This window comes from Nitrospinota bacterium, from assembly GCA_035528715.1.
GTDB lineage: Bacteria > JADFOP01 > JADFOP01 > DATKYB01 > DATKYB01 > DATKYB01.
In genome coordinates, this window is record DATKYB010000020.1 from 1 (window position 1) to 2797 (window position 2797).

3 protein-coding genes are annotated in these 2797 nt (G+C 38.6%); all 3 read left to right on the plus strand.

Annotated elements, in window-relative coordinates; all coding sequences use genetic code 11:
* A partial coding sequence (locus VMW81_01325; protein HUU49581.1) for an NADH-quinone oxidoreductase subunit N occupies nucleotides 1-953 on the plus strand: 953 nt, incomplete at its 5' end.
* 177 nt (nucleotides 954-1130) lie between these two features.
* On the plus strand, nucleotides 1131-1964 hold the full coding sequence (locus tag VMW81_01330) for an MBL fold metallo-hydrolase (protein ID HUU49582.1): 834 nt from the start codon (nucleotides 1131-1133) through the stop codon (nucleotides 1962-1964).
* A 32-nt stretch (nucleotides 1965-1996) separates the two neighbouring features.
* The coding region (locus VMW81_01335) for a potassium channel family protein (GenBank protein ID HUU49583.1) at nucleotides 1997-2797 on the plus strand (801 nt) is incomplete at its 3' end.

The following is a 2797-nucleotide window of genomic DNA, read 5'->3' on the forward strand; positions in this document are numbered from 1 at the left end:
GGATAGCATTACTTTACGGCATTACAGGGACAACGAATCTCAATGGAATTTCTCAATACTTGACCAAAGAGGGAATGACTTTCAGTATTCCTCTCATATTATCGATGATTCTACTCATCACCGGCCTGGGCTTTAAGATCTCCTTTGTTCCCTTTCATATGTGGGTTCCCGATGTCTATGAAGGAGCACCCACCTCTATTACGGCCTATATGTCTGTAGGAACAAAGGCTGCAGGTTTTGCGGCTCTGTTGAGAATATTTATGATCGGTATCGTTATCCTAAAGCCCCACTGGATTATTCTCCTCTGGCTATTATCTGTCTTTACCATGACTGTGGGTAATATTATCGCGATCGCCCAGAAGAGTTTAAAGAGAATGCTTGCTTATTCCAGTATTGCCCATGCTGGTTATATACTCGTAGGATTTATAGCAGGAAATGAAATTGGGCTTGCCGCGGTTCTATTCTATTTGATCGCCTATGTGTTCATGAATATAGCTGCTTTTTCTATGATAATCCTCCTTTGTAGAGAGGGAAACAGGGGAGATCAGATATCAGATTTTATAGGAATATCTAAAACTAACCCCTACGTTGCATTCGCCTTCATAATAATTTTTATGTCCCTTGCTGGCATTCCTCCAACAGCAGGCTTTGTTGGTAAATTATATCTCTTTGCAGCAGCAATAGAGACACATTATATCTGGCTGGCTATTATTGGGCTTCTAAATACTATATTCGCCGTATATTATTACTTTAGAGTCGTGATGGGAATGTACATGAAAGAGCCTGAAGGAGAGATTATATTAGCCCCTTCATCACCAATGCTGAACTTTGCCCTTGCAGTAATGGTTATTGCTATTATTGCCATAGGGGTATATCCAGGACCATTTATTGATGCAGCCAAGGCATCAATCCTTCCTTTTCTTGAACCTGCCAGGCTATTAGCTTTATTATAGTTGGTTCAAGGTTTAGGAAAATTATTTCTATTTTTTCTCATATTTGCAGAATTATAGTTTTGCAGAAAAATATTGACTTTTCTTATAACCTCGTTTACTTTCCAATAAATTCGCTATTTTACATTTATTGATTTTTGAAAAAAAGGCTATTTTGACTGTTTTTTGGAGGGCAAATTAATGGATTTTAAAATAACAATTCTATCAGAAAATACCGTGACGCCACAGGTCGAGGCTCTTGGTGAACATGGATTCTCGGTTTTTATTGAAGGAGAAAGGGAAAACGTCCTCTTTGATACTGGGCAGGGGCTTGCGATCATCAATAACTCAATGGCCCTAAATAAGAACCTGAGGTCTATTGATAAAATTGTTTTAAGTCATGGTCATAAAGATCATTCTGGAGGGCTTGCAAAGGTTCTTCAGATAAAGGGGGATGTTGAAGTCATTGGCCATCCCAATGTGTTCAAGACGCGTTACAGATTGAAAAAGGATGGAAAGAAAAAATATGTGGGATTACCCTTTCATAGATCCTACCTTGAGGGATTGGGGGCAAGATTCAATTTGATAAAGGAGTTTACTGAAATTTCAAAGGATATTTATGTGACAGGAGAGGTGCCAAGAAAAAACCCCTTGGAAAAGGGGGATCCTGACCTCTATGCTGAGGTTGACGGGAAATTAGTCCCCGATCCCCTTGAGGATGATCTCTCATTAGTTTTGGATACAAAAAAGGGTATGGTCATTGTTTTAGGGTGCGCCCACTCTGGCGTAATCAATATCATCGAACATATTATTGGGAAGAAAGGAAATAATAGGATTAGGGGCATCATAGGGGGAACGCATCTCAAAGGGACTTCCTCAGAACAAATTGAATGGACAATCAAAGAACTGGAAAAGTATAGCATTGAAATGCTAGGTGTGTCTCATTGCACAGGCATGGATGCATCTCTTATCCTGTCTCAAAAATTTAAAGAGAAATTTCTTCCCTGTAATGTTGGGACAGTCATTGAATTTTAGATTTATATTTAAAATTGATATAGGCTCTTGAATTGGAATACAAGACCCATTTAAAAATAGTTATCGTTTTGATTTTCGCTACTGTCTCTATTGGTCTGGTTGGGTATATGGCTATAGAGGGACTGAGGTTTATCGATGCCCTTTATATGACAGTTATAACCCTTACCACTGTTGGTTTTAAGGAGGTGAAAGATCTATCAGACTTAGGGAGGCTTTTTACTATATTTTTAATCATCCTTGGTGTAGGAGTTATAGCCTACTCAGTAAGAATTATAATAGAATTATTTTTAGATAAGAAAATAGGGGAATTCTGGAGGGTAAAAAGAATGAAAGAAAAGATAGAAAAGCTTATCAATCACTACATTGTCTGTGGTTATGGGAGGATCGGAGCAGAGATATGCTCCGAGTTTGCAAAGGCAGGTGTTCCTTTTGTTGTGATAGAAAAAGATCCTGAAGCTATTGAGAAACTTCAAACAAAGGGGTTTTTGTATGTGGAAGGAGATGCAGAAGAAAATGAAATCCTTTTAGCCGCAGGGATTGAGAGGGCAAAGGCTCTATTGAGCGTTTTAACATCTGATGCAGATAATGTATTTGTTACTCTTTCAGCAAAAGCGCTGAATCCTAAAATTAAAGTAGCTGCCAGAGCTACTGATTATCAGGCTGAAGAGAAGTTAAAAAGGGCAGGGGCGGATAATGTTATTTCTCCGTATATCATTGGAGGAAGAAGATTAGCAGCAGTGGTTATAAAACCAACAGTGGTTGATTTCTTGGATACGGTTGTATCTGCTGGAAATGTGGAACTCCAGATGGAAGAAATACAGGTACAAGATGAC

Bases quoted from the DNA above. Each gene is read 5' to 3' on its own strand.
- VMW81_01330 (HUU49582.1), top strand. From the start codon at position 1,131: ATGGATTTTAAAATAACAATTCTATCAGAAAATACCGTGACGCCACAG.